General features: G+C 43.7%; 22 protein-coding genes. 20 read left to right on the forward strand and 2 right to left on the reverse strand.

Annotation, left to right across the window (positions count from 1 at the left end; all coding sequences use genetic code 11):
- Positions 1 to 33: 33 nt before the first annotated feature.
- The gene (gene mgtE, locus BLV86_RS00995; protein WP_242873203.1) at positions 34 to 1662 is read right to left on the reverse strand and encodes a magnesium transporter; all 1629 of its coding nucleotides are present in this window, start codon (positions 1660 to 1662) and stop codon (positions 34 to 36) included.
- Positions 1663 to 2196: 534 nt separating this feature from the next.
- On the opposite strand from mgtE, the gene BLV86_RS01000 reads away from it, so the two are divergent.
- The 9 genes from BLV86_RS01000 (at position 2197) to tgt (ending at position 13726) form a co-directional block, all read left to right on the forward strand.
- Positions 2197 to 3078: a sulfide/dihydroorotate dehydrogenase-like FAD/NAD-binding protein gene (locus BLV86_RS01000; protein WP_031549896.1), complete on the forward strand. Its 882-nt coding sequence runs from the start codon at positions 2197 to 2199 to the stop codon at positions 3076 to 3078.
- A gap of 15 nt (positions 3079 to 3093) precedes the next feature.
- The gene (gene gltA, locus BLV86_RS01005; protein WP_090814807.1) at positions 3094 to 4485 is read left to right on the forward strand and encodes an NADPH-dependent glutamate synthase; all 1392 of its coding nucleotides are present in this window, start codon (positions 3094 to 3096) and stop codon (positions 4483 to 4485) included.
- A gap of 261 nt (positions 4486 to 4746) precedes the next feature.
- Positions 4747 to 6519 (forward strand): methyl-accepting chemotaxis protein, encoded by a 1773-nt coding sequence (locus BLV86_RS01010; protein WP_031549885.1) that lies wholly within the window; start codon positions 4747 to 4749, stop codon positions 6517 to 6519.
- Between the two features lie 134 nt (positions 6520 to 6653).
- Entirely contained in the window at positions 6654 to 7259 is a 606-nt protein-coding gene (locus tag BLV86_RS01015; RefSeq protein WP_090814808.1) for a manganese efflux pump MntP, read from the forward strand.
- 88 nt (positions 7260 to 7347) lie between these two features.
- Positions 7348 to 8253 carry an AraC family transcriptional regulator gene (locus BLV86_RS01020; RefSeq protein WP_090814809.1) on the forward strand — a complete coding sequence of 302 codons (906 nt, stop codon included), beginning with the start codon at positions 7348 to 7350 and terminating at the stop codon, positions 8251 to 8253.
- Between the two features lie 6 nt (positions 8254 to 8259).
- Entirely contained in the window at positions 8260 to 9345 is a 1086-nt protein-coding gene (pdxR, locus tag BLV86_RS01025; protein WP_090814810.1) for a MocR-like pyridoxine biosynthesis transcription factor PdxR, read from the forward strand.
- A 23-nt stretch (positions 9346 to 9368) separates the two neighbouring features.
- On the forward strand, positions 9369 to 9893 hold the full coding sequence (locus tag BLV86_RS01030; protein ID WP_090814811.1) for a signal peptidase II: 525 nt from the start codon (positions 9369 to 9371) through the stop codon (positions 9891 to 9893).
- A gap of 241 nt (positions 9894 to 10134) precedes the next feature.
- Complete coding sequence (gene secD / locus BLV86_RS01035) at positions 10135 to 12324, forward strand: protein translocase subunit SecD (protein ID WP_090814812.1); 2190 nt, start codon at positions 10135 to 10137, stop codon at positions 12322 to 12324.
- Between the two features lie 220 nt (positions 12325 to 12544).
- Positions 12545 to 13726: a tRNA guanosine(34) transglycosylase Tgt gene (tgt, locus tag BLV86_RS01040; protein WP_029200838.1), complete on the forward strand. Its 1182-nt coding sequence runs from the start codon at positions 12545 to 12547 to the stop codon at positions 13724 to 13726.
- A gap of 351 nt (positions 13727 to 14077) precedes the next feature.
- On the opposite strand, the gene BLV86_RS01045 is transcribed toward tgt, so the two are convergent.
- Positions 14078 to 14863, reverse strand: a complete 786-nt coding sequence (locus tag BLV86_RS01045) for a type III pantothenate kinase (RefSeq protein WP_090814813.1) — start codon at positions 14861 to 14863, stop codon at positions 14078 to 14080.
- A 341-nt stretch (positions 14864 to 15204) separates the two neighbouring features.
- Between BLV86_RS01045 and BLV86_RS01050 the strand changes: the two genes are divergently transcribed.
- The 11 genes from BLV86_RS01050 to BLV86_RS01105 all read left to right on the forward strand — a co-directional run bounded on the left by BLV86_RS01050 (position 15205) and on the right by BLV86_RS01105 (position 25348).
- Positions 15205 to 16092, forward strand: a complete 888-nt coding sequence (locus tag BLV86_RS01050) for a helix-turn-helix transcriptional regulator (RefSeq protein WP_031549862.1) — start codon at positions 15205 to 15207, stop codon at positions 16090 to 16092.
- A 7-nt stretch (positions 16093 to 16099) separates the two neighbouring features.
- Positions 16100 to 16372 (forward strand): type II toxin-antitoxin system HicB family antitoxin, encoded by a 273-nt coding sequence (locus tag BLV86_RS01055; RefSeq protein ID WP_029200835.1) that lies wholly within the window; start codon positions 16100 to 16102, stop codon positions 16370 to 16372.
- A 580-nt stretch (positions 16373 to 16952) separates the two neighbouring features.
- A complete protein-coding gene (locus BLV86_RS01065) occupies positions 16953 to 17675 on the forward strand; it encodes a dihydroorotate dehydrogenase electron transfer subunit (protein WP_090814815.1) in 723 nt (240 codons plus the stop codon).
- On the forward strand, positions 17669 to 18580 hold the full coding sequence (locus BLV86_RS01070; RefSeq protein ID WP_090814816.1) for a dihydroorotate dehydrogenase: 912 nt from the start codon (positions 17669 to 17671) through the stop codon (positions 18578 to 18580). Before BLV86_RS01065 ends, BLV86_RS01070 begins: the two co-directional genes overlap by 7 nt.
- Positions 18581 to 18593: 13 nt before the next feature.
- Positions 18594 to 19292 carry an orotidine-5'-phosphate decarboxylase gene (gene pyrF / locus BLV86_RS01075; RefSeq protein WP_090814817.1) on the forward strand — a complete coding sequence of 233 codons (699 nt, stop codon included), beginning with the start codon at positions 18594 to 18596 and terminating at the stop codon, positions 19290 to 19292.
- A gap of 61 nt (positions 19293 to 19353) precedes the next feature.
- Positions 19354 to 19989 carry an orotate phosphoribosyltransferase gene (pyrE, locus tag BLV86_RS01080; protein ID WP_090814818.1) on the forward strand — a complete coding sequence of 212 codons (636 nt, stop codon included), beginning with the start codon at positions 19354 to 19356 and terminating at the stop codon, positions 19987 to 19989.
- Positions 19990 to 20199: 210 nt separating this feature from the next.
- Positions 20200 to 21126 (forward strand): aspartate carbamoyltransferase, encoded by a 927-nt coding sequence (gene pyrB, locus BLV86_RS01085; protein ID WP_031549850.1) that lies wholly within the window; start codon positions 20200 to 20202, stop codon positions 21124 to 21126.
- An 11-nt stretch (positions 21127 to 21137) separates the two neighbouring features.
- Positions 21138 to 21569, forward strand: a complete 432-nt coding sequence (locus tag BLV86_RS01090; protein WP_090814819.1) for an aspartate carbamoyltransferase regulatory subunit — start codon at positions 21138 to 21140, stop codon at positions 21567 to 21569.
- Positions 21570 to 21727: 158 nt separating this feature from the next.
- Positions 21728 to 22393 carry an HAD family hydrolase gene (locus BLV86_RS01095; protein WP_090814820.1) on the forward strand — a complete coding sequence of 222 codons (666 nt, stop codon included), beginning with the start codon at positions 21728 to 21730 and terminating at the stop codon, positions 22391 to 22393.
- 171 nt (positions 22394 to 22564) lie between these two features.
- Positions 22565 to 23368 (forward strand): Cof-type HAD-IIB family hydrolase, encoded by an 804-nt coding sequence (locus BLV86_RS01100; protein ID WP_090814821.1) that lies wholly within the window; start codon positions 22565 to 22567, stop codon positions 23366 to 23368.
- Between the two features lie 156 nt (positions 23369 to 23524).
- The gene (locus BLV86_RS01105; protein WP_090814822.1) at positions 23525 to 25348 is read left to right on the forward strand and encodes an aminopeptidase P family protein; all 1824 of its coding nucleotides are present in this window, start codon (positions 23525 to 23527) and stop codon (positions 25346 to 25348) included.
- Positions 25349 to 25473: the final 125 nt, after the last annotated feature.

Genomic DNA, 25473 nt, shown 5'->3' on the forward strand with positions numbered 1-25473 from the left:
AGATCAAATAAATCCTCAATCGGTGTATGTTTTTTATGTCAAAAACGGAAGAAACAGATCCGCAAGTCCAAGGAAAATAAAGAACCCCAACACATCTGTTGCCGTTGTGACAAATATACTTGAAGCCAAAGCCGGATCCGCGTGAAGCTTATCCAGAATAAGCGGAACCAGGAATCCAAATATGCCCGAAACCATGAGGTTTCCTATCATTGCAAGGAAAATGATGACTCCGAGGAAAGCATTGCCATAAACCAGGGAAACGATGATTCCTGTAACGAGTCCTGTGGCAGCTCCGTCCACAATTCCGAGAAAAATCTCTTTGACAAAAGACTTCCAGTTTTCCTTAAAATCCACATCTCCATTTGAAAGCTCCCTGACCATTACGGACATGGTCTGGGTGCCTGCATTACCGCCCATACCTGAAACGATGGTCATGGTTGCGGAGAGGGCGACCACCTGAGCTATGGTGGATTCAAAAACTTTAACTGTAAAGGATGCAAGGAATGCTGTAAGAAGGTTTACCAAAAGCCAGGGAAGACGTAAACGCGCCGATTCCCAAAGAGTGGTATCGAGGCCTTCCTCTGCTGAAGTTCCTCCCAGGTGAGCGATATCCTCATCGTGCTCCTCATTGATGACATCGATGATATCGTCTACGGTGATGATGCCAAGAATCGATCCTTTACTTGAAACCACAGGGATTGCCTGCAGGTCGTACTTGGAAACAACCTGAGCAACCTCCTCCTGATCAACTTCCGGCTCAACTGAAACTACCTGGTCATCCATGATATCGCAAAGCTTTGTGTTTCTCGGTGAACTCAGAAGATCCCGTAAGTCAACTGTTCCCACCAGCTTTTTCAGACGATCCTCATCTGTTACATATATGGTTTCGATAACTTCTGTCTTTGGACCGATATCTCTGATGGTGTCCAAAGCCTCTGCACAGGTTCTGTCCTCACGAAGAGCGATATACTCTGTGGTCATGATACCGCCTGCACTGTCATCAGGATACTGAAGGAGAGTATGAATGATCTTTCGGTCGCCGGACTTCATACGGTTAAGAAGTCTCTTACGACGGGCGATCTCCATTTCTCCAAGGATATCAACGATATCGTCCTTTGACATGTCCTCGAACATTTCAAGGAGGGTATCATCAGGAAGGTGATCTCCGATACGCTGACGTGTATCATCGTCAGCTTCCTCCATGATCTCGGTCAGCTGTTCGGTATTAAGGAGTTCCGGGAGCTTTTCAATGTCTTCGTCATCGAGATCATCAATCTCTTCAACGAAGTCTGCCGGCTGCATGTCTTCGTAGTACTCACTGATGTCCTGTTTGTTACCTTCATCAATGAGATCTTCGAGCTCATCCTCGTCCTCATCTTCAGCAGCTGTTTCATCGAAATCGTCGGAATCAGTATGGATAAGATTACGGTCTTCATTATCCTTTTTGTTTTCGTCGGGAATGGATTCAATAAGATCAGTGAGGTTTGGCTTTGACTCTTCTGGAAACTCCGGTTCCTGATCCTCCTCCATAGCTTCTGCTTGAGCTTTCAGAAAGGCCCTTCTGCTTGCTATAGCTGCTTCATCATTTGCTACAGGAATCTCTGCATCTTTGGTTTTTCGGTCCTGAACAAGCTCTGTATCCTGGTTTTTCAGTTTGTCCATAATGCACCTCCTGTAGTTTTAGAATCATATCCGCGAAATTTAATTTTAGTTTAAAAAACCGATTTGAGCAACTTGTTTTAATTAAAAAAACTAATTGTAAATCATTGCAATACGTAGACCAGAGCCGGAGGGCATCCATTTATATGCGTTGAGCTACGGCGCTGATAAATCATAATAGGCCCCCTTAGAACCACTTGGATTCCTTTTTCCTTAGCCCCCTCGCCAAGTCAGAGTTTTCATAAGAGAAAATCTCTGACATTGGCGAGGGCCTAGTGGTTCTTAGGGGGCCTGTTATAGATTTATCCGCCGTAGCGACTCGCATATAAATGGATGCCCTCCGGCTCTTTGTTAGATACGTCCATTGTATACAGCATTTTTTTGTATTTTTTGTTAAAATCGTCACAATATTGTTAAAAATTTATTGTTAACTCGATGCAAAATGATTATAATTAGGACGTTGTGATAGGGAATTAAGTATGGAGGCTTAAAGACCATAAACTATTGCAAATTCGATAAAAACGTGTGGAGGAGATCATGTACGAAATAACCAAAGTTGAGCACTTAGTTGATAAGGACTGGCTCATGGTCGTAAAGGCACCTTTTGTTGCAAAGAAATGCGAACCCGGTCAGTTTTTGATTGTTAAGCTCGGTGAGCTTGGCGAGAGAATTCCATTAACCATTGCAGACTACGATAGAAAAGAAGGAACAATCACTATCGTATTCCAGGTAGTTGGTGCATCTACAGAGAAGATGAGCCATCTTAAGGCTGGTGACTGCTTCACAGACGTTGTGGGACCTCTCGGAAAGCCATCAGAGATGATAGATACCCCGATAGACGAGCTTAAGAAGAAGTCTATCATATTCATAGCCGGCGGTGTTGGAGCAGCTCCTGTATATCCTCAGGTTAAGTGGCTTCATGAGCATGGCGTAGAGGCAGATGTAATCCTCGGTGCAAGAAATAAGGACCTTCTTATCATGGAGGATGATCTTCGCAAGGTAGCTGCCAATGTTTACGTATGTACAGATGATGGTTCATACGGTGATAAGGGTGTCGTTACCGATATTCTTAAGAAGCTTGTTAATGAGCAGGGCAAGAAGTACACACAGTGTATCGCTATCGGACCTGTTATCATGATGAAGTTTGCGTGCCTTACAACAAAGGATCTTGGAATCCCGACTATCGTTTCCATGAACCCTATCATGATCGATGGTACCGGCATGTGCGGTGCCTGCAGACTTATCGTAGGTGATGAAGTTAAGTTCGCATGTGTTGACGGACCTGAGTTTGACGGTCATCTTGTTAACTTTGACCTTGCTATGAAGCGTCAGAGACAGTACATGGATGAAGAAGGCAGAGCTATGCTGGCATTACAGGAGGGTTCAACACACTCCGGCGGCTGCGAAGCAGATAAATAATCGGGGAGGCACAAAATGAACAATTCTATGACAAGAGTTCCTGTTCGTGAGCAGGAGCCAAAGGTAAGAGCAACAAACTTTGACGAAGTATGTCTTGGATATAATGATGAGGAAGCTAAGCTTGAGGCTGAAAGATGCTTAAATTGTAAGAATCCTCTTTGCATGAAGGGATGCCCTGTTTCTATCCATATTCCTGATTTTATCACTAAGGTTAAAGAGGGAGATATCGCAGGTGCTGCCGATGTTATCGCATTATCTTCTGCACTTCCTGCAGTTTGCGGACGTGTATGTCCTCAGGAAACACAGTGCGAGGGCAAGTGCGTAAGAGGTATCAAGGGTGAGCCGGTTTCCATCGGTAAGCTTGAGAGATATGTTGCCGACTGGGCAAGAGAGCATGATTATGTAGCTGCAAAACCGGGTGAGCCAAACGGCAAGAAGGTTGCAGTTATCGGTTCAGGTCCTGCAGGTCTTACCTGTGCGGGAGACCTTGCTAAGCTTGGATATGATGTTACTATCTTTGAGGCATTCCATCAGGCCGGAGGAGTTCTGGTTTACGGTATCCCTGAGTTCCGTCTTCCAAAGGATCGTGTAGTTCGTCCTGAAATCGAGAACGTTAAGAAACTCGGTGTTAAGATCGATACCAATGTTATCGTTGGACGTTCTCTCACAATTGATGAGCTTCTTAATGAGGAAGGCTTCGATGCAGTATTTATCGGATCAGGTGCCGGACTTCCTAAGTTCATGAACATTCCGGGTGAGACTGCAAACGGAGTATATTCAGCAAACGAGTTCCTTACACGTAACAACCTTATGAAGGCATTCCTTAAGGAAGCTGATACACCTATCAAGGTTGGCAAGAAGGTTGTAGTTGTAGGTGGCGGAAACGTAGCAATGGACGCTGCAAGAACAGCACTTCGTCTCGGAGCTGAGGTTCATGTAGTTTACAGACGTTCAGAAGAAGAGCTTCCTGCAAGAGTGGAAGAGGTTCATCACGCTAAGGAAGAGGGAATCATCTTTGATCTTCTCCAGAATCCTGTTGAGATCTATGCTGATGAGAATGACTGGGTTAAGGGCGTAAAGATCCAGAGAATGCAGCTTGGAGAGCCAGATGCATCAGGACGTAGAAGACCTGAGGCTATTCCGGGTGATGTATATGATCTTGATTGTGATATGGTTATCATGTCCCTCGGAACATCACCTAACCCTCTTATCAAGCAGACAACAGAGGGTCTTGATACAAACAAGCATGGTTGTATCATAGCTAAGGAAGAGAACGGTGAGACTTCCAAGAAGGCTGTATTTGCCGGCGGTGACGCAGTTACCGGTGCCGCAACAGTTATCCTCGCAATGGGCGCAGGAAAGGCTGCTGCAAAGGGAATTGATGATTTCCTTAACGGTAGAAGTTAAAAATCAAAAATAATTCTATAACTAATGAAGAGTGTTATCCGAAGGATAGCACTCTTTTTTGCACTACTGTAAGGAAGTACTTCCTTAAATGCAAGTATCCCCTTTTGCCATGATAAGGCAAAATTTAACAACTATTTTAATATAATGTTATTTTTATTTATATAGTGTCGATGAAGTAAATGTAATAGGTTTGAAATCCCTGTTTAACAGGGTATCAATAAGTGAATCTCAGACCAAAAATAATTTTGAAAGGAATTGATCATGGACACAAAAGGAAAGAATCTCGGCATTCACGGATTAAAATTCACAGTAATTTTATCTCTTTTTATTTCATGTCTGCTGACTGCATTAGGCGTTGCTTTATTCTCTATAATGGGAACTATAAACAATAACTCTGAACAGTCTGCGGCGTATCGCAATCGTCTTGAGGCGGACGTGATGGAAAAATTAAAGCAGGAGACTGAAATTGCCATCAGTGTCGTAGATCAGATTCACCAAAGAGAGCTTGCAGGTGCGTTTACTGAAGAAGAAGCAAAGGAATATGCTGCGGATCTGGTTCGTAATATGAAGTATGATGATGGCAGCGGCTATTTCTGGGTAGATACTTATGAAGGCGTTAACGTAGTTTTATTAGGAAGAGACACAGAAGGTCAGTCCAGATGGAATTCTGTGGATCCTAACGGAAACTATTTCATTCAGGAAATGATCGCCAATGGTAAAAAGGAAGGCGGCGGATATACAAACCTTATGTTTGCAAAGCCTAACGAGACAGAACCTCTTCCGAAAATCAACTATACCTGTGCTTATGAGCCTTATCAGTGGGTTATAGGAACCGGTGTATGGGTAGATGATCTTGATGAAGCCAGTGCAACATATATGAAGAAGTCTGCAGAGGCTATATCAAGTACCATAAGAAATATGATTATCTTTATCCTTATCTGGTTTGTGATACTTTTCGTTGCTGCCATGGCAATTGGAGGCCAGGTAGTAGGACCTATCCAAAAGGTTACAGCAGTAGCTGAAAGAATAGCTGTTGGCGACCTTGATGTTAAACTTGATATAAAATCCAAGAATGAAGTAGGTGTGCTTGCTGATTCTTTCGGGAAAACCATTGAACAGATTCAGAATTATCAGGGCTATATAGATGAAATATCCAATGCTCTTTCGGAAATTTCCGATGGCAATCTGAGAGTACAGCTTACAAAGCAGTATGTAGGTCAGTTTGCAAAAATCAAGACCAACATGGATAAGCTTATAGACCACCTTAATGCCACATTGGGAGAGATCAATTCAGCAGCGGATAATGTTAATCGTGGTGCAGAGCAGGTATCTTCCGGTGCACAGGCATTGGCACAGGGTGCTACAGAGCAGGCTTCTTCAATCCAGGAGCTTTCGGCTACCATGAATGATATATCCACTAAGGTAAAAGATACAGCAGATATGTCAAAAGCCGCTTTGGATCTTACAAGCTCTGTAAGTGACGACATGAAGACAAGCAATTCCAAGATGGAAGAGATGTCACATGCAATGGAAGAGATCGTTGAAAGATCAAATGAAATTTCAAAGATCATCAAGACTATCGATGACATCGCATTCCAGACAAATATCCTTTCTCTTAATGCTGCTATCGAGGCTGCAAGAGCCGGCCAGGCAGGAAAGGGATTTGCGGTTGTTGCTGATGAGGTAGGAAACCTTGCCAAGAAATCACAGGAGGCAGCCCAGAATACAGCAGCTCTGATCGAACAGACTATTGAGGCTGTACAGAAGGGTGGAGAGATTACTGCACAGACTGCTGATTCAATCACCTCAGTATCCAAGGGTGCAAAGAAGATTACAGATCTTGTTGATCAGATTTCTGTTGCGTCGGAAGAGCAGGCTGATGGCATCAGACAGATCACACTTGGAATCGATCAGATTTCATCAGTTGTTCAGACCAATGCAGCAACTGCCGAACAGAGTGCTGCTGCAAGTGAAGAAATGACCAGAATGGCTAAGAGCCTTAGTAATGAGGTTAACAAGTTTACGCTTGCATAATAATGAAGTAATAATTCAGCCGGGACCTGTGTCCCGGCTGTTTTTGTAGTTAATATTGACTAACATATAATAACAGTAAGATAATTTCATGACTAAAGCATTAACGAGAGTTAATAACGATCTAAGGAGTAATAATGTTTTTAACACCGGGATTTATTATAAATGGAATTATTTTGGGAATAGGACTTGCCATGGATGCATTTTCTGTTTCCATGGCCAATGGTCTTAAAGATCCACACATGAAGATCAATAAAATGTGCCGTATAGCAGGCTGTTTTGCTTTTTTTCAATGGTTCATGCCAATGATCGGATGGATCTGTGTTCATACAGTTGTATTATATTTTAAATCATTTCAGGCTTTCATACCATGGATTGCTCTTATTCTTCTTTCCTACATCGGGGGAAACATGATCTATGAAAGTATCCTGGAAGGTAAAATGTCTTCTGAAGAAGAAAATACAACTGAAGAAGATTCGATACTATCTTCAAGTACGCTTGTCATGCAAGGCATAGCCACCTCCATCGATGCTCTGTCGGTTGGCTTCACAATTTCAGAGTACCATCTTCTTGAAGCATTTATCACTGCTGTCATTATTGCCGTAACAACTTTTATCATTTGTATCATTGGTCTCAAGATAGGAAGAACAGCCGGAAGATTTCTTAAAAACAAAGCAGGTATTTTCGGAGGAGTGATACTTATAGGTATCGGATTAGAGATTTTCATAACTAATTTCTTTTAGTTTGTAATATAGCCGTTAAATTGATATGATAATATTGTCATAAAAAACAGAGTTTCTGACTTTTTTATTTCGTTGATCGGAGAACATTATGGCAATATCAGAAAATTTTGCAACAAACGATAAAAGCAGAGTGCCCATAAAAGAAGGCACAGACAGTCTTCCTATTCTTTGTTATGAAGATAACCTTGAACAGATAGAGATACCCTGGCATTGGCAGAATGCTTTTGAAATAGGCGTAGTGATGTCCGGAGAGGCTGTAATCGGTGTGGAGGCTGAAAGGTTTCTTTTAAATAAAGGCCATGGCTATTTCATTAATGCCGGAACATTAAACACCTGCATCAATAATCCGGATCACACGGGTGAATGCAGCATTCGTTCGATTGTGTTTTCACCGACACTTGTGGGGGATCCGAATGATGGCTTGTTCTATGACAACTATGCAGCGCCCATCATAACAAACAATGCGTTAAAGGGTTTTGCCCTTAATAAGGATGAGGCCTGGCAGAAGGAGATATTACGTCTCGCAGATAATTGCTGGACCAGCTGCCTTGAATGTGATGAGGCCATCGAATCCGGAGTCAGAGACATTGTGTCCCAGATGATCTTTCTTCTGTCATCACACTGTGATTCCGAGACGAGAGCGGTGTCCCCTAAAGATATGAGAGACTCGGATCGCATAAAAATGATGCTTGACTATATCGATCACCATTACAAAGAGGATATTAATATTTCTGTATTATCAGAAAATGCTGAGATCAGTGAATCTGAGACCATGAGATGTTTTCACAATATGCTCGGAACCACTCCCATTCAGTACCTGAAGAACTATAGAATTAGAAAAGCCGCTGAACTTCTCAGAATTTCAGAAGAGAAAATAGTAGACATTGCGATAGACTGTGGTTTTCAGGATATGAGTTATTTTGCAAAAACCTTTAGGGAGGCAAAGGGAATAACACCTACTGACTTCAGGGATAAGTATAAAACGAAGGTTTGATCAGTCATGGAATCAAAGACAGCTGCGTATCTAACTATATATACAAATCTAAGGCAACAGATCATAAATGGTGATTTCAAGAACGGAGACAAGCTTCCTTCAAAAAGGGTGTTTGCAGAAGCTGCCGGGACCAGTGTCATAACCGTGGAGCACGCCTATGATCTCCTTCAGGATGAAGGCTACATTGAAGCAATTCAAAGGCGTGGTTATTTTGTTACCTATACTTCAGAAGATTCTTTTCCTGTCGGTGAAGAAGCGGATATAGGTATTTTCGAAGATGGCGCTGTTACAGACAAGTATGAGGAAAGCATTGAAACCTTTTCCTTTCCTGGATTTGCAAGAACAGTCAGACATGTTTTATCAGCCTACGCAGAAAGAATTCTGGAAAAGTCTCCTAATGAAGGTTCTTTGCTGCTGAGAGAAAGCATTAGCCGATATATAAAAAGAAGCAGAGGGATACATGTAGACAGCGATCAGGTTATAGTCGGAGCAGGAGCCGAATATCTTTATGGGTTGATCGTTCAAATGCTGGGCAGGGATAAGCTCTATGGAGTGGAAGATCCTTCTTACGAAAAGATCAGAAGGATTTATGAAGCAAATGGAGCCGCTTATGATCTTTTGAAGCTGGGTTCAAGAGGGATACATACCAGTGAACTAAAGAGAACTTCAGCTCAGGTGCTCCATGTCACTCCCTTTGACAGCTACCCAAGCGGAGTTACAGCTGCGGCCGGAAAAAGACAGGAGTACATAGCCTGGGCAAAAAACAGAGGTGCCATCATAGTGGAAGACGACTATGCGTCGGAATTCTCAACTTCCACAAAATCCGAGGATACGCTGTTTTCCCTGGAGCCACTTCGTACAGTCATCTATATAAACACCTTTACCAAAACCATTTCACCATCTATCCGAATAGGCTACATGCTGCTCCCAAAGGAGCTTTCCTCGGAACTGAAAAGCAGAATCTCTTTTTATTCCTGCACAGTGCCAACCTTCGATCAGTATGTCCTTGCGGAATTCCTGAACAGCGGTGACTTCGAACGCCACATAAATCGCGTCAGAAGAAAGCGCAGACAGGCGAATAAAGTGATATAATATTAGAAAAAGGGAGGGAAATCATGGGATTATTTAAGAATTTAAAGGCGACGCACTTCTTCTGGACCGTAAGCAGCGAATTCATACATTTACTGACCATCGCCGGTCTCATCTGTGCAGTAGACCAGATGGTAAAAAGCGCCATCGATACAGAACCTGAGAGCAATTTTCCCCGGGAAATGCCACACACCAAGGGCTTCGTTAAAATCATGCGTGCCCATAATCCGGGATTTTCAAGAGGACACCTTGGAAAATATCCGGAACTTGTAAAGACGCTTTCTGTAGCAGCCGTAGGATTCCTTGCAGGTGGTCTGCAATACCTTACAAATTATTATCCTGGAAAATATAAATTAAGAAAGCTTGGCATGGCCGTCGTGATCGGAGGCGCCTTGTCCAATGTCCTCGACCGCATAGTAAACGGCAAAGTCACAGATTATTTAAACATCAGAGTTAAGGGACTGAAGTCTCTGATCGTTAACATCGGCGACATCGCCATTTACGTGGGAGGAATAATTTATACAATAGCGGCTCTCTTCGGAGAAGAATAGTAATCTTTGAGCACTTAAAGGCAGGAGCCGGAGCGCATCTGTTGAAAGTCGTTGAGCCGTGTCGTGAAAAATCAAAATTCAAGTGCCATCGGGGACGGTTCTCGCCTATGAGAACCGTCCCCGATGGCACTTGTCAGTTTCTCCCTTGTTTGCTATAATATCGTTTGCTGTTTAAAAGGTCATGGGGCATACTATGCCTATTTGACCCCAGTAAATTTTTTATAAAAAGGAAGATATTCCAATGAACAACAAGCTTAAAGCAGCTCTTGGTCTGCTCCTGATACTGGCTATAACAGCCGGTTTCTGTTTCCTGGGAGTGAATGGCGCAAGAGACATTAAACTCGGTCTCGATCTGAACGGTGGTGTATCCATAACCTATCAGACCGTTGAACCAAACCCAACTGCGGAACAGATGTCCGACACTATTTACAAGCTTCAGCTGAAGGCCCAGGGCTATTCAACAGAGGCCCAGGTTTATCAGGAAGGATCAAACCGTATAAACATTGACATTCCCGGTGCAACAGATGCCAATGAGATCCTCGCTGAGCTCGGTGAGCCGGGTACACTTCAGTTCGCTGACAATCAGGGCAATGTACTTCTTACAGGTGATGATGTTAAGAATGCTTCAGCCGGAATGACAAACAACAATGGTACAAATGAGTATATCATTCAGCTCACATTTACTGATGAAGGTGCAAAGAAGTTTGCTGATGCCACAGCCAACAATGTAGGCAATCCGCTGTTTATCATTTATAACGACAATGTAATTTCAGCTCCTACGGTTCAAGAGGCAATCTCCGGAGGACAGGCTTCAATCACCGGTATTTCCGACTATGATGAGGCAACAAGGATCGCATCCACCATCCGTATCGGTGCTCTTCCTTTACAGCTTACAGAGCTCCGTTCCAATGTTATCGGTGCTACTCTCGGACAGGAAGCTATTTCAACATCCATAAAGGCAGGTATCATAGGACTTGGTCTTGTAATGCTTTTCATGATCATTTTCTATCTCCTTCCGGGCTTTACTGCTTCTCTTGCTCTTATTATGTATACAGGCCTTGAGCTTGTTATATTACAGGCATTTGAAGTAACCCTTACCCTTCCGGGTATCGCAGGTATCATCCTTTCCATAGGTATGGCGGTTGATGCCAATGTCATCATTTTTACACGTATCAAGGAAGAACTTGGTCTCGGAAACAGCGTAGAGAATTCCATCAAGGCCGGTTACAGCAAGGCACTTTCTGCCATCCTTGACGGAAATATCACAACACTTATCGCAGCTGCAGTGCTTTACTTAAGAGGTTCAGGTACCGTTAAGGGCTTTGCTTCAACACTGGCCATCGGTATCGTTATCTCACTTATCACAGCACTTTTTGTAACACGAAGCCTTCTTTGGACTTTTGTACAGTTCGGAGCTACAGATCCTAAGCTTTATGGTGTACGTAAGGATATCAAGATTTTTGATTTCATCAAGTTCCGTAAGAAAGCTTATACAGCTTCAGCAGTTGTGATCCTTGCAGGATTCATATTCCTTGGCATGAACAAGGCATCTATCGGAAATCTTTTCAATTATGATCTTGATTTCCAGGGTGGTTCTTCAACAAACGTAACCTTTAACGAGGATCTTTCACTTGAAGATGTGGATGCAAAGGTTTCACCTATATTCAAGGAAGTAACCGGTGGTGATGCTTCTGTTCAGGCTTCTAAGGTAGCCGGCACAAACGAGGTTATCATCAAGACAAGAACTCTCACTACAGAAGAGAGAAAAGACCTTTACCAGAAGCTGGTTGACGAATTCGCTGTTGATGAATCAAAGATCACAACAGAAAACATTTCAGGTGCTGTTTCAAATGAAATGAAGGCTGACGCAGTTTGGGCATTTATCATTGCCATCATCTGCATGCTCATCTATATCTGGATCAGATTCAAGGATATCAGATTTGCTTCAGCTTCCGTTCTTGCCCTTACACATGACGTACTTGTGACAGTTGCATTCTATGCAGGTCTTAAGTGGGCAGTAGGATCAACCTTTATTGCATGTATTCTTACTATCGTTGGTTACTCAATCAATGCGACCATCGTTGTATTTGACCGTATACGTGAGAATCTTGCAGATCCTGAAAAGAGAAAGAATAAGGCAGACTGTGTAAATACAGCTATTTCACAGACACTTACACGTTCCATCAATACTTCACTCACAACCTTCATCATGGTAATTGTGCTTTATATCTTCGGAGTTTCTTCAATCCGTGATTTTACAATGCCTCTTATGGTTGGTATCGTAGCCGGTGCATGGTCTTCAATAACAATTGCAGGTCCGCTCTGGTTTGACCTTACAAATCGCGCCATGAAGAAGCAGGCTGAAAAGACTGCCGCAGAGAAGGCTGCAAAGCTTGAAGCAAAAGCAGCAAAGAAGATTGCTAAGAAATAATCTCTTAATGCACAAGTCTTGACGGAATTGGAATATTCTTATAAATTAGAGACCGACTCATGCGAGTCGGTCTTTTTCTGTATCGAAAGGGGTAGGGATGTCTGCATTGCATACCGATGTTCACCGGTAAAATGGTATTGCCCCGGACGATATGATCAAAGTGGCGCCGGGCTGCTTTCCCGGAGTGCTCTTTCAGGAACTAAGAAATTGAGGTTCAAAAATGAAATACGAAATCATCAAAACCAGCGGCCGTGCAAAGTCGGCGCATATGGAAACCGTACATGGCTCTATCGAGACACCGGTTTTCATGAATGTAGGTACTGTTGCTGCAATAAAGGGCGGAGTATCAACAGACGATCTTCGAACCATAGGTACACAGGTAGAGCTGTCCAATACTTATCACCTGCATGTACGCACCGGAGATCAGCTTATAAAGAAATTTGGCGGTCTTCACAAATTCATGAAGTGGGATCGTCCCATACTTACAGACTCCGGCGGATTCCAGGTATTTTCACTTGCCGGAACCGGCAGAAAGATCAAGGAAGAGGGCGTTTATTTCCAAAGTCATATAGACGGACGGAAGATCTTTATGGGACCTGAAGAATCCATGCAGATCCAGTCAAATCTCGGATCAACCATAGCCATGGCATTTGACGAGTGTCCGCCTGCTCTTGCAGACAGAGAATATATCCTTCCTTCAGTTGAAAGAACCACCAGATGGCTGGAAAGATGTAAGAAGGAGATGGCAAGACTGAATTCGCTGCCTGATACTGTTAATAAGGATCAGCTGCTTTTCGGTATCAATCAGGGCGGTATAATCGATGACATTCGCATACAGCACGCAGACATCATCAGCAAGATGGACATGGACGGCTATGCTGTGGGCGGTCTTGCAGTCGGTGAGACACATGAGCAGATGTATCATATACTTGATATTGTTGTCCCACATCTTCCGAAGGAGAAGCCTACATATCTTATGGGAGTAGGAACCCCTGCCAATATCATTGAATCTGTGGACAGAGGCATTGACTTCTTTGACTGTGTGTATCCATCAAGAAACGGACGTCACGGTCATGTATATACACATAAGGGAAAGATGAATCTTTTCAATCAGAAATATGAGCTTGATGAAAGACCTATAGAGGAGGGCTGCAAATGTCCTGTCTGCGCAGGTCTTAAGAGGGAGGACGGTTCTTATACAGGCGGCTACAGCAGAGCTTACATCCGCCATCTTCTGAAGGCTAAAGAGATGCTTGGTATGCGTATGTGCGTACTTCATAATCTGTATTTCTACAATCATCTCACTGAAGAGATCCGCGGCGCCATCAGAGGTGACAACTGGACAGAGTGGAAAGAGGATGCTATCCATAAGCTCGGAACCTACGACAGAGGGGAAGAGTAATAAATGATACGGAGCCTGAGGGCATCCATTTTAAACCTAGGCGCTTCGTCGGAAAAATCTAAAATCAGACCCCTAAGATAAAGAAAGAATCCTTACGGATTCTTTTGAACCGCTCAAAGCCGCGCGGCTCCCACGATTAAAAAACAAATCGTGGGCAGATCCACTAGGCCCTCGCCAATGTCAGATATTTTCTTTATGAAAAATCTGACTTGGCGAGGGGGCTAAGGAAAATGGAACCAAGTGGTTCTAAGGGGTCTGATTTTGATTTTTCTCAACTCAGCTCAACGGTTTAAAATGAATGACCTAAGGCTCCTGATAGTACGTTTATTCCTCTTTTGAAGAGGACGCAAATTATTTTGATTTTGAACTCTGGTTGGCGAGCCAGATGTACCAAAGGCCTTCCAAAAGCAGGTTTTCGTCGAGTATCATTTTATGTCTTGTGTATTTGATGATTTTTGGGGCTATTCCTCCGGTTGCAATGATGGTTGGCGAAGAATCACCGATCTCTTCTATGAATCTGTCAATGATTCCGTCGATAGCTCCTGCTGTGCCGTAGATTATACCTGCCTTCATGGCATCGTTTGTCTGTGTGCAGATCAGTTTCTTTGGCGGTGTCAGGTCGATGGAGGGTAAAAGAGAGGTTTCTCTGGAAAGAGCATTCATTGATAATGTCACTCCCGGCATGAATACACCTCCTGTATATGTCCCTTCTTTATCGATGACAGTTACGGTGGTTGCTGTTCCCAGGTTAACTATAATTGCAGGAAGCTTGTAGAGATTTTTGGCAGCTGAAGCCGCAGAAACCAGATCTGAGCCTATGGTTCCGGGATCATCTATCTTTAAACGTACTCCCGATTTTACTCCGGCACCAACTATCACGGCATTTTTCCCCGTCACTACTTTAAGTGCATCCGAAAGCACCTCTCTCAATGGAGGGACTACGCAGGAAATGATGACTCCGTCTATTTTTTTCTCTTTCAGGTTGGTAAGACATAATATGCGGTCAATGTCCGAAGCATATTCAAAAAGTGTTTTGTTTTGATTTGTTTCCAGTCGAACCACAGGATCCAGAACTTTTCCGTTATCTACGCAACCTATTTTTGTATGGGAATTCCCACAATCCACAGCCAGAATCATAATTCCTCCTAAGAGCTAAAGACAACACTTGTAAAACTTAATGTCTTTGCTTTGAAACACCATTTCGGGCAGGGTCGGATATTTCTTTACCTGACAGGATAACTTATGGTGTTATAAAGTAATATACATCATTACCTGTATCATTGCAAAAAATAAAAATTATACAATAAAATGATTTTTGTAAGATTTAAAGGGCATAATATCCTTTGATTGCGTCAAAAAATTATGTTATCATGACATTAGCACTATATCGAAAAGGTTTTAATATCCTTTTTCGATGATTTTGAACGTAAACATTAACCGAAGCTGCATCTGTATAGCAGCTTTGAATCGAGGATATAATGGCAGCATTACTTTATGAGTCCATAAACAGTCAGGAGGAAAAGCTTGACGTTGGTCTGGACTGGCATGACGAACCGGAAATAATATATTTTAAAAACGGGCATTATAAGCTTATGCTCAACCTGAAGGAGTATGACATCACTGATGAATGCTTCTGCATCGTGAATTCAGGGGTTATCCGTAAGCTTGAATCACTTGATGAAAAGGGCGTGGAATATTCGATCCGTATAAAGCTTGAGGACCTATGCTTTAAAAATGACAGTGACCCTGTTAATCAGGCTCTTATATATCCGCTTCTAAAGGGCAGCATCAGGTTCAATGAATTCATTACCGTATCCGATTTTGGTTTTCTTCAGGTGCTTAGATCCTTTAATGATATGGTGAGAAGGTATCGTGAGTTCGGAAAAAAGAGCAATACCAACAGTGTGAGTGTACGTAAATATGAGCTTGATTCTGTGGCAGATCAGCTTATGATAAAGGCAGATCTTTTGCATGTGATAGCCCTTATTTATTCTTTCGGTATGATAGAAGACAAAGAAGTTACCGATACCGAAAAGCAGGTTAAGGCCATTAAGGATTCAATCATATTCATAAGAGAACACTATAAAGAGAAGCTATATATACGTAATTTATCGGAACTTACGGGACTTAACGAACAGTACTTTATAAGATTTTTTGGAAGTGTTACAGGAGTTTCACCTCTTGATTATATCAACAGATATCGTGTTGAGCAGGCAGCCAGACTTCTCAAAGACACAGATACTCATGTCTATGAGATTGCCGAAGAGTGCGGCTTCCATAATATCGGTAATTTTATAAAGATATTCCGATCCGTAACCGGAGAAACACCGCATAAATTCCGTAAACGGTTTGGCAAGGAGGATTGACCATAACATGACATTTTATTACCCGGCTAAATTATATAAAAAACCGGAAGGAGGATATCGCGTAGAGTACTTTGATCTCGACCAGTGCTTCGGCGACGGAGCCACAGAAGATGAAGCCCTTGCAGATGCCAGAGCCAATGCCATCGACTGGATCCAGCTCGAGCTCGCCGACACCAACGACCTCCCGGAAGTCACACACAAAGACGATGTAAACCTTACTCCCGAAGAACGATTCGTTGAGATGATGATCATCATGCCACGTGAGGGTTGGGATGAGTGAGGAGTTTTTCATCAGAAAAACTCCGAGCGATATGGCCAGAGCGAAGCTCTGGTCCCGAAGGGATCAGAACCGGTTTTTCTTAAACCGGTTCTGACCTGGCGGAGCGCAGCGGGTACGGTCAGGTAAATGGTTTTTCATCAGAAAAACTCCGAGCGATATGGCCAGAGCGGAGCTCTGGTCCCGAAGGGATCAGGTGAAGGCCTTTCCTGGGCCGAACCTGACCGGCGGAGCGCCAGCGGGTACGGCCAACTAAATTACCCTTGCCATACCCTATTCCTTATGTTATATTATCTCAGAACTTGGAAACCACTTTTGGGAGGAATTATGACAACTCTTCTTAAGACCCAAAATATAGATAGAAAAGGCCCACAGGTCCTCGATATTTATATTTTTGATTTTCCGGTTCTTTTATTTATTTTCAAGAAGTTCATAGATTCGTTTCACAGAAGTGCCGTTTATGACATGAACGGTTTGTTTAATATTCCAGACTCGACAAATGTTATTTCATTTGTTTGAGGCTGGTATTTTTTTACCTTAAAAACCATATTTCTATGAACATGATAAAAGTCAGGAGATGCAAATGAAGGATGTTGAGTTCAAAATACTGACCAATGAAGCTCTTACTGCGGACATCTTTAAGATGACATTGGACGGTGACACAAGTGATATCACGAGGCCCGGACAATTTGTAGACATTAAAATACCGGGACGTTTTCTCAGAAGACCTATATCGGTATGCGACTGGTCGGAGAACAGACTTACCCTGATCTATAAAGTTGTGGGTGAAGGAACCGAAGATATGAGCTACATGGAACCTGGAGACTACATTAATGTCCTCACGGGTCTGGGAAACGGCTATGACCTCCGGAAGATTCCGAAGAATCCTGTTATCGCAGGCGGCGGAGTCGGAGTTCCGCCAATGTACGCTCTGGCTAAATGTCTTAAACAGACGGGCATCACCCCCTATGTGGCTCTCGGCTTCAACACAAAGTCCGATGTCTTCTATGAGGCCGAATTCAAGGCATTGGGCGTACCTGTAAATATAGCAACAGTAGACGGCAGTTATGGCGCCAAAGGCTTCGTCACAGACATCATTGGAGACCATGACTATGCGCTTTGCTGCGGACCTGAGCCAATGCTGAAGGCAGTTTACAGCGTAGTTAAGGACGGACAGTTCAGCTTTGAGTCCAGGATGGGCTGCGGCTTCGGAGCCTGCATGGGCTGCAGCAAAAAGACAAAGAACGGATATAAGCGTGTCTGCAAGGACGGTCCGATATTCATGATGGAGGAGATCGCATGGTAGATTTAACGACGGAACTTTCCGGAATCAAACTCAGTAACCCCGTGATCCCGGCATCCGGAACCTTCGGGTTCGGAAAAGAGTATTGGGATCTTTACGACCTTGACATATTGGGATCCATTTCCTTCAAGGGCACAACAGTTGACGAACGATACGGCAACGAGCTCCCCCGTATAGCCGAGTGCTACCAGGGCATGATCAACTCCGTAGGGCTTCAGAATCCGGGCATGGAGGAAGTCATCAAGTATGAAATCCCCGAGCTTGCGAAGCATTTCCATAAACCCCTCATAGCCAACATTTCCGGCTTCAGCGTGCCTGAATACGTAAAGCTTGCAGAGGCCATGAGCGAGGTGCCTGAGGTAGGTATCCTTGAGGTTAATGTTTCCTGCCCCAATGTTCACGGCGGAGGAATGGCCTTCGGAACCAGCAGTGATAATGTTGCGGAAGTCACAAGAGAAGTTAAAAAGGTATCAAAAAAGCCCGTCTACATTAAGCTTAGTCCCAATGTTACGGATATAGTATCCATCGCTAAAGCGGCAGAGGATGCCGGAGCGGACGGACTTGCACTTATCAATACACTTCTTGGCATGAGAATAGATATCAAACGCCGTCAGCCCGTAATACACAATAAGATGGGAGGCTTCTCGGGACCGGCTATCTTCCCTGTGGCAGTAAGAATGGTTTACCAGGTAAGTAAGGCCGTAAACATTCCCGTTATCGGAATGGGAGGCGTTTCAAACGCAAAGGATGTTGTTGAAATGATGATGGCCGGAGCCAGTGCGGTAGAAGTTGGTGCCGCAAATCTGGTGGATCCCTTTGCATGTCAGAAGATCATCGAGGAGCTTCCGGAGCTACTGGAGGAACTGAAGATAGAGAAATTAAGTGACATCATCGGATGCGTAGAATAGAAAAGGAGAAAAAATGGGAAAAGATGTGATCATCGCGCTGGATTTTCCAAGTGCAGAAAAGACTTATGAGTTTCTTGATAAATTCACAGAAAGAAAGCCCTTTGTAAAGATCGGAATGGAGCTTTTTTACGCAGAGGGACCAAGTATAGTAAAAGAAATCAAAAACAGAGGCCACAAGATATTCCTGGATCTGAAGCTTCACGACATTCCAAATACAGTAAAGGGCGGCATGCAGTCACTTCGCGACCTTGGCGTAGACATGACCAATGTTCATGCAAGCGGAGGCATCAAAATGATGCAGGCTGCGGTTGAAGGACTTACCAGAGAGGATGGCACAAGACCTCTTCTCATTGCTGTTACACAGCTTACATCAACCTCCCAGGAGACTATGACAAACGAGCTTCTCATCGATCAGCCCATAAAGGATGTTGTTGTAAAGTATGCCGAAAATGCAAAAACCGCAGGACTGGACGGCGTTGTATGTTCCCCTCTCGAGGCAGGAAGCATTCACGAAACATTAGGCGACAGCTTCATGACAGTAACTCCGGGCATCAGATTTGCAGGAGACGCTGTAGGTGACCAGTCAAGAGTTACAACACCCGCGAAGGCAAAGGAGATCGGTTCCGATTATATCGTAGTTGGAAGATCCATTACCGCAGCTGCTGATCCAGTTGAAGCATACGAGAGAGCAATAAAGGATTTCGTCGGCTGAAACATCAAAGATACTCATCTGACAGTGAGAATTGTCAGAAGTTCATAAAGGAGAGAATAACATGGCAACTAAAGAAGAAATCGCAAAGGGACTTTTATCCATCAAGGCTGTATTTTTAAAACCGGATGATCCCTTCACCTGGGCATCAGGAATTAAATCCCCAATATACTGTGACAACAGACTGGTACTCAGCTACCCGGAAGTTCGCACACTCATCGAGCACGCCATCGCAGACAAGGTAAAGGAGCTCTATCCTGAGGCAGAAGCCCTTGAGGGAACCAGCACAGCCGGCATCGCACATGCTGCCATTGCCGCAGACATCCTGGGACTTCCCATGGGCTATGTAAGAGGCTCCGCAAAAGACCACGGCCGCAAGAATCAGATCGAAGGCCGTCTCGAAAAAGGAGAAAAAGTAGTCGTTATCGAAGACCTCATTTCCACCGGCGGCTCTGTGCTTGACTGCGTAAATCCCCTTCGTGAAGCAGGAGCCGACGTCCTCGGAATCATCTCCATCTTCACCTACGGAATGCAGAAAGGCATCGACCGCCTCAAAGAAGCAAACATTGAAAACACCTCCCTCTGCGACCTCGATACCCTGGTAAAGGTTGCTGTTCAGGAGAATTATATAAAGCCTGAAGACGAAGCAAAACTTCTCAAATTCCGCGACAACCCCTCAGACGAGTCATGGAGAAATTGATTTTGAAATAAAAGTAGGAAAATGCAAGGGATGGGTGCCTAGGCTTGCGGGTTGAAAGAACAGACTGAGAGCTATGTCCGTACCAGACACACGTGAGTGTGATCGGGTACGGACATAGCGAACAGGCTGTACTTTCAATCCCGTGGGCCGGCGCACATGCCTTGCATTTTCCGGACGGTTTAATAACACATGTCAGGAGGAGATAAAATCATGCAACCAACCCCCAGAAGCATTATAAACATTCTGGACCTCACCGTTGAGGAAATCGATCATCTCATGGACCTTGCCGATGATATCGAAAAGAATCCCGAAAAATATCAGGACAAATGCGCCCACAAACAGTTAGCAACACTTTTCTACGAGCCCTCCACCAGAACGAGACTCAGCTTTGAGTCCGCCATGCTGGCCCTAGGCGGACAGATCCTGGGCTTTGCGGGAGCCTCAAGCTCCAGCGCTGCAAAAGGCGAATCCGTAGCCGATACAATCTCCGTAATGTCAAACTATGTAGACATTATGGTAATGCGTCATCCCAAGGAGGGTGCCCCTGTGGTTGCCTCCATGCATACCACAGTGCCCTTCATAAATGCCGGTGACGGTGGACATTTCCATCCGACACAGACTCTTGCGGATGTACTTACCATCAGGAGGACCAGAGGCTCCCTCAGCGGCATTACCCTGGGACTCTGTGGTGACCTAAAGTTCGGCCGTACCGTACACTCACTTATCGATGCAATGCTCCGCTATCCAAACAACAAGTACATCCTCATCTCACCGGAAGAGCTTAGAATTCCTGAGTATGAGCTTGATAAACTGAAGGAAGCGGGCGTGGAGTTTGAGGAAACCACCTCACTTGAGGATGCCATACCTAAGCTTGACATACTTTACATGACTCGAGTTCAGAAGGAGCGTTTCTTTAACGAAGAGGATTACCTCCGTTTGAAGGATATATACATTCTGACCCCGGAAAAGCTCAAGAACGCAAAGCCTGACATGGCTATACTTCATCCGCTCCCAAGAGTAAACGAAATTTCAGTGGCTGTGGACAAAGATGAAAGAGCTAAATATTTCTACCAGACCTTATGCGGAAAGCAGATGCGCATGGCTCTGATTTTATTCCTTTTAGGTCTTGATAAGTAAGGAGGCACAGGATGACAGTAGATGGAATTGAAAATGGAATAGTACTTGACCATATCGAAGCCGGTAAGGCAATGATGGTATATAAATACCTGAACCTCGATAAGCTGGATTCACAGGTGGCTCTTATACAGAACTGCTCATCCCGTAAAATGGGCAAAAAGGATATCGTGAAAATCTCAGAGGATTTGGACATTGACTTGGATGTACTTGGATATATCGATCCGGGTATAACCGTAAACTACATTAAGAACGGAATAAGGGTAGACAAGAAGACACTTCAGCTTCCCGAAACCCTTACAAATGTTCTAAAGTGCAAGAACCCGAGATGCATCATCTCCGTCGAGCAGGAGCTTCCCCAGGTCTTCAAGATCGTTGACCGCACAAAGGCGCTTTACAGATGTATGTATTGCGATACCATTGTAAGAAGTGAAGAACTGAGTTGAATAATTCAAAAATGCTAAAACTCGGCTTTTTTGCCGGGTTTTTTTGAATTTGTTTTGTAGTCGGATTTTATGCAAGTTATAATATGATTCATAAGCTTGATTTCAATATGCCGGAACAGAATCCGGAATGACAATGATGAAATAATCAGGAGAAACTTATGATAAAAGCAGTGGCCTTTGACATTGATAACACAATTTATGATTACAGCGGATGTGAAAAAACCGCACTTACGGAGCTTTGCAGTTTTGCATGTGACAAGTATTCATTAAGCCCTGAAGAATTTAAACAGAGGTTTGATGCAGCAAGAGCTGCCGTAAAAAAATCCTTAGGTGAATATGTTGCGGCCTCACATAACAGAATTCTATATATGCAGAAATTCCTGGAGGATATGGGACTGAATCCCGCAAAAGGGGCTCTTGAGCTTTATGATGTTTACTGGAACTCCATACTTGATAATATGGAGCTTTTTCCATACGTTCTTCCTCTTATGAAATATCTGAAAGATCATGATATCAGAATCGGCATGCTGACAGATCTCACTGCCCATATACAGCACAGAAAGATAGCACGTTTAGGACTTGAAGATTATATAGAGGTTCTGGTGACCAGCGAGGAAGCCGGGGCTGAAAAACCTTCACGGTCAGCTTATGATTTGCTTGTGCGTAAATTCAATGTGGACAGGGAAAACATACTTATGATAGGCGACAGCCTGAAGAAGGATGTGGAAGGGGCCTTAAATGCAGGAATCAGGGCAATTCATTACAAAAAGGAATACTCTGATTCCATGGATAAAATGGTGATAGAAATTATAGAAGATGAGTAGTTTCTTTCTCAATCATAAACCCGGAATTTGAAAATAGAATAAGCTTTTACCGTAAAAGGGGTACCGCTGAACTGCGGTACCCCTTTTATATGCTCACATCATTTCTATATAACCGCAATCTTGTGCTACAATAAGAGCGTTCCTGTTTTACAGCCTTTAGAAAGAGGTTTTATGTCAAATAACAAAAAATACAAAGGTCTCGTTGCCTTTGATCTGGATCATACATTACTGGATCACAATACCTGGAAGATCACACCTTCCACACTGGAAAGCATTGAGAAACTTAAGGATAATGATTATCTCGTGATCATCGCCTCGGGCCGTGACATGAAGAACAACATGTCCATCGGATATCTCAGGGAAGTCGACCCCGATGCCTTGGTGCATATGAATGGTACCATGGTTGAGGTAAAGGATAATGTCCTCATGGATCGTATCATGGATAAGGACCTGCTTAAGAGGCTCCTCACCTATTGTGACCATGAGAACTTCCCAATAGGATGCAGAATAAACGAAAAGGATTACTTCATAAATCATGAAGAAGTTCTGTGGTTTGACAAAAATTACTACGGCATATATCAGGGGAGAGATTTCCGGGATCCCTGGGAGCTTTTGAATCTTCCCGTAAGGTCACTCGCTTTCTATGGAAGTAGAGAAAAAAGCTTTGTCCTTCAGGATGCATTCCCGGAGCTTAGTGTCATGCTCTTCTCGAAGAATTTCGGCGCCGATGTTGTGGAAGCCGAATACAGTAAGGCCAGAGGCATTGACCGCTTATGCGAGCACTTCGGCATCGACAAAAAAGATACCTACGCCTTTGGAGACAGCCTGAACGACATCGAAATGTTAAAGATGGTGAATGTCGGTGTTGCCATGGGAAATGCTCAGGATGAAGCAAAAGCCGTTGCGGATTACATCACGGACAGAATCGATGAAGACGGAATAAAAAATGCATTGCTACATTTTGGGTTGATATAAAGATATGAATGCCATTGAGTTCATGACTGGTTTTTATGCAATTCACTTGTGGCAGTCAGACTTATGATGATTCAATTGCATCTAAAAATTCATCGGCAGGAGGACACAATACCTCCTGCTGAATCTTTGAAACTTATATAAAGAACGGAGTATTAAATGAACGAACAACTTGAAAACCTTAGATCGGAAATGAAGAAAGCCGGTGTGGATGTATATCTGATCCCAACCGATGACTTTCATCAAAGTGAATATGTAGGAGACCACTTCCGTGCCATCCACTACCTCTCAGGCTTCACAGGTGAAGGAAATATGGTGGTAACAAAGGACAGCGCTGCCTTATTCACTGACGGAAGATATTTTATACAGGCAGAGAAGGAGATGGAGGGCAGAGACATTGAGCTAATGAAGATGGGTCAGCCCGGAGTTCCCGCTCTTGATGATTATCTCCTTGAGAAAACCCCCGAGGGCGGTGTGCTGGGCTTTGACGGAAGATGCGTGGATTTCAAACATGGCGATTCACTTAAGAAAAAGCTTTTCGCAAAAAATGCTTCCCTCTCCACAGGAGCCGATCTGGTGGGTAATGTCTGGGCAGGAAGACCTGCTCTTGCCGCATCAAAGGTATGGATACTTGAAGAAAAATATACAGGAAAAAGTGCCGGTGAAAAGCTTAAGGATCTAAGAGAGTGCATGAAGGAGCATGGTGCCGATCTCCATATAATCACAAGCCTCGATGACATAGCGTGGCTCCTTAACCTGAGAGCTGATGATATCCCCTGCAATCCGGTATTCCTTTCTTACATTATCGTTTATATGGACAATGCTGTCCTTTATGCAAACAAAGCTGACTTTGATGATACTGTAATCAGATATCTTTCAGAGATCAATGTGAGTCTCAAGGACTATGACAGCTTCTATGAGGATGTAAAGACTCTCAGAGACATGACCGTTCTTCTCGAGAAAGGAAAAACCAATTTCGAGACCATTTCGGATCTTCACGACAGCATAAAGATCGCAGAGGAAATGCTGCCTACCTCAAAATGGAAAGCCTGCAAAAATCCGACTGAGATTGAAAATATGAAGAAGGCCCACATCAAGGATGGCGTGGCTATCACAAAGTATCTTTACTTTATGAAGCATGCCTTTGATGAGTCCGGTGCCCTTACAGAGGATACCCGTGAGATTCTCGGATCCGACGAACTCAATGAGTGGAACAGCGCACTGGTGCTTGAAAACTTTCGTAAAGAACAGGAGGGCTATATCGAGCCAAGCTTCACCACCATTTCAGCCTATGGTCCCAATGCTGCCCTCCCTCATTATGCGCCAACCGAAACAAACTTTTCTAAGGTTGAACCAAAGGGACTTTATCTCGTTGATTCCGGCGGACAGTACTATGAAGGAACCACAGATATTACGAGAACCATAGCCATGGGTCCTTTGACGGATGAGGAGCGGAAACATTATACCATGGTGCTTATGGCGCATCTGAGACTCGGTGATGTGAAATTCCTTGAAGGTTCTTCGGGAATAACATTGGACCTTGCCGCAAGAGAGGTATTCTGGAAGGAAGGTCTCAACTATAACCACGGAACAGGTCACGGAGTGGGTTTCTGCCTTAACGTCCACGAAAGACCAAACGCCATCCGCTACCGCAAGGCTCCGGGAAGAATGGAGGATGTGGCACTCTCAGAGGGAAACATCACTTCCGATGAACCGGGACTTTACATCGAGGGAAGTCACGGAATAAGAACAGAAAATCTTACCATGGTAGAAAAATGGAAAACCACGGAGTTCGGTAATTTCTTTAAGTTCAGTTTTATCACCATGGCGCCATATGACCTTGAAGCCATAGATTTTTCCATGATGGAAAAGCACGATATCGAGCTGCTTAATGACTACCACAGAACAGTATATGAAAAGCTTTCGCCTTATTTCGAAGGCAAAGAGCTTAAGTGGCTTAAAGAAGCGACCAGAGAAATCTGAAATAAATGGGTCTGCCCGGTTGTCATAAAATATGACTGACATGATACCCGACTCATTGATCATGGAGCTTCTCTGAATGATGATTTTTAAATATATGTAGGTATTAATGCTGTTGAGTATAACTA

This window comes from Oribacterium sp. KHPX15 (assembly GCF_900107835.1).
Lineage (GTDB): Bacteria > Bacillota > Clostridia > Lachnospirales > Lachnospiraceae > Oribacterium.

Coding starts and splice junctions, on each gene's coding strand:
- mgtE (WP_242873203.1), bottom strand. CDS start 1,662: ATGGACAAACTGAAAAACCAGGATACAGAGCTTGTTCAGGACCGAAAA.
- BLV86_RS01000 (WP_031549896.1), top strand. CDS start 2,197: ATGTACGAAATAACCAAAGTTGAGCACTTAGTTGATAAGGACTGGCTC.
- gltA (WP_090814807.1), top strand. CDS start 3,094: ATGAACAATTCTATGACAAGAGTTCCTGTTCGTGAGCAGGAGCCAAAG.
- BLV86_RS01010 (WP_031549885.1), top strand. CDS start 4,747: ATGGACACAAAAGGAAAGAATCTCGGCATTCACGGATTAAAATTCACA.
- BLV86_RS01015 (WP_090814808.1), top strand. CDS start 6,654: ATGTTTTTAACACCGGGATTTATTATAAATGGAATTATTTTGGGAATA.
- BLV86_RS01020 (WP_090814809.1), top strand. CDS start 7,348: ATGGCAATATCAGAAAATTTTGCAACAAACGATAAAAGCAGAGTGCCC.
- pdxR (WP_090814810.1), top strand. CDS start 8,260: ATGGAATCAAAGACAGCTGCGTATCTAACTATATATACAAATCTAAGG.
- BLV86_RS01030 (WP_090814811.1), top strand. CDS start 9,369: ATGGGATTATTTAAGAATTTAAAGGCGACGCACTTCTTCTGGACCGTA.
- secD (WP_090814812.1), top strand. CDS start 10,135: ATGAACAACAAGCTTAAAGCAGCTCTTGGTCTGCTCCTGATACTGGCT.
- tgt (WP_029200838.1), top strand. CDS start 12,545: ATGAAATACGAAATCATCAAAACCAGCGGCCGTGCAAAGTCGGCGCAT.
- BLV86_RS01045 (WP_090814813.1), bottom strand. CDS start 14,863: ATGATTCTGGCTGTGGATTGTGGGAATTCCCATACAAAAATAGGTTGC.
- BLV86_RS01050 (WP_031549862.1), top strand. CDS start 15,205: ATGGCAGCATTACTTTATGAGTCCATAAACAGTCAGGAGGAAAAGCTT.
- BLV86_RS01055 (WP_029200835.1), top strand. CDS start 16,100: ATGACATTTTATTACCCGGCTAAATTATATAAAAAACCGGAAGGAGGA.
- BLV86_RS01065 (WP_090814815.1), top strand. CDS start 16,953: ATGAAGGATGTTGAGTTCAAAATACTGACCAATGAAGCTCTTACTGCG.
- BLV86_RS01070 (WP_090814816.1), top strand. CDS start 17,669: ATGGTAGATTTAACGACGGAACTTTCCGGAATCAAACTCAGTAACCCC.
- pyrF (WP_090814817.1), top strand. CDS start 18,594: ATGGGAAAAGATGTGATCATCGCGCTGGATTTTCCAAGTGCAGAAAAG.
- pyrE (WP_090814818.1), top strand. CDS start 19,354: ATGGCAACTAAAGAAGAAATCGCAAAGGGACTTTTATCCATCAAGGCT.
- pyrB (WP_031549850.1), top strand. CDS start 20,200: ATGCAACCAACCCCCAGAAGCATTATAAACATTCTGGACCTCACCGTT.
- BLV86_RS01090 (WP_090814819.1), top strand. CDS start 21,138: ATGACAGTAGATGGAATTGAAAATGGAATAGTACTTGACCATATCGAA.
- BLV86_RS01095 (WP_090814820.1), top strand. CDS start 21,728: ATGATAAAAGCAGTGGCCTTTGACATTGATAACACAATTTATGATTAC.
- BLV86_RS01100 (WP_090814821.1), top strand. CDS start 22,565: ATGTCAAATAACAAAAAATACAAAGGTCTCGTTGCCTTTGATCTGGAT.
- BLV86_RS01105 (WP_090814822.1), top strand. CDS start 23,525: ATGAACGAACAACTTGAAAACCTTAGATCGGAAATGAAGAAAGCCGGT.